Source organism: Bartonella sp. AC535YNZD, from assembly GCF_042196625.1.
Classification (GTDB): Bacteria; Pseudomonadota; Alphaproteobacteria; order Rhizobiales; family Rhizobiaceae; genus Bartonella.
This window is the reverse complement of sequence record NZ_JBHIQP010000047.1, coordinates 1-1,609: the sequence shown is the minus strand read 5'-3', so window position 1 is coordinate 1,609 and position 1,609 is coordinate 1. Positions and strand designations below refer to the sequence as shown.

The 1,609-nt window shown below is 40.1% G+C and carries 2 protein-coding genes and 1 pseudogene; 1 reads left to right on the top strand and 2 read right to left on the bottom strand.

From position 1 onward, the window contains the following. On the top strand, nt 1-214 hold a 214-nt coding region (locus tag ACFIM8_RS09045; protein WP_375614826.1), incomplete at its 5' end, for a hypothetical protein. Nucleotides 215-302: 88 nt separating this feature from the next. Here ACFIM8_RS09045 and ACFIM8_RS09040 read toward each other — a convergent pair. After that, on the bottom strand, nt 303-707 hold the full coding sequence (locus ACFIM8_RS09040; RefSeq protein ID WP_375614825.1) for a hypothetical protein: 405 nt from the start codon (nt 705-707) through the stop codon (nt 303-305). Nucleotides 708-727: 20 nt separating this feature from the next. Continuing rightward, nucleotides 728-1,609 (bottom strand): annotated as a pseudogene (locus tag ACFIM8_RS09035) (filamentous hemagglutinin); the annotation flags it as partial.

Here is a 1,609-nt window from a genome sequence, read left to right as displayed (position 1 = left end):
CGGTACTCCACATTCTAAAAGTATTTTATTTCTCCATAATGCTGGAGAAAGTGAGGGAATTGAGTTAACACATCCAGTGATACTTAACAGAGCTATACAACTCAATAGTTTTAAGATTTTTTTCATTTTTCCCTCTTTCAATGGATTTATTTACAATAAAAAGGCTCTAAAGCCTGTTGATATTTCCTGTCACCGCTGCTTAAAACAACGGTGAACAATATTGAGATGATTGGTTGAGAAAACAATCCCGACATTCCAAGCAAAGGCAAGGATGGCAGATTGTTGATCATCACAAGAAAGACTTAAGGATAGCATTCATATTGTTCTGGATGCTTTTTACAAAACGGGCTGTTTAAGCGCTTCTTGACACTGCGCTGTGGAACAACAGCGCCTGGACGACAAATCGGAAGGTTTTCGGCTTTATGATTTCCACACCAGCCTCCCCCCACATCATATTTATAGCGAAATCCCGCTTGGAGCATGCAAGCATCAATTGTTGCATTTGCATTATAGCTGAGCTTTCTACTTTCTGGATCCTTATCATAAGGGGTTGGCATACCGCATTCTAACAAGGCTTTTCCTATCTCCGTAAAATCTGCTCCTGGCTTTTCCCATGCCCCTATAGAAGATATGGGAGTTTTATTAAACTGACATCCGGTGATACTTAACAAAGTTACAGCACCTAATAGCTTTAGAGTTTGTTTCATTTTTTACTCCATTATTTAATTCAAGGTTTTTGTTCACGATGGGATGAGCCGTAAAGCATGCTGCACATACGCCCCACATCTCCAAGACAGGTATGGGAGCTTATGGGATTCATGACCACTCTCCACCATTCTGTCAAAACGTTACTACCAGCAGGTATTGTCTCATAAGTATAGCCATTGCCGCCAATAATTCTGCTTACAAAGTCATATCTATGCCCATCAAAGCCAACAGTGGTTTGTTTGCCATCACTCACATAACCTAACAGACCGGATGCAACTAAAACATTAAAGGCTGGTCCATAGAAATTGATATTCGTGTTGTTGGCTATACCGTGAACACCTTCTTGTTTGAAAGAATTCAGCATATTCCCCAATGTCATCGTCCCGCGACTATGTCCATAAAGTTCTAACCCTGTAAGACCATAGCTATACATCAAATCTTTTGCTTCTTGTGTTGAATTGGTCAAACCCCAAAAGTTATTTTCCATAAACTTCTGATAGCCCGCGACTAGAAGTTCTGAAATAGCAGAATCGGCTTCTGGGAACACAACAAAATAAAGCGGTTCATTTTTATTCTCCGCATGTTGCTCTGCATAAACAGCAGCTTCATAGGGTGGCGTAAAGATGCCATTAAAGGACACATGCACTTTGCCATCAGAGCCTTCTTGCAAATGCTGCTTTTCTTCATCCGTTAAATAATGAAACTTAGGGATTTTTTGTCCACGAGCGTCTTTGATATACTGTCCATTCGCATCTATTTTATAGATTATATTACCCTTTTCATCACGATCCACCACGGCGATGGGGTGCTCTTTGATAAACATAGTTTTATAGGAGTCATCGCTGTATTTAAACCCTTCTTCTAAGAGTTGAGTTGCCATTTCACGATTTTCATGGACGAT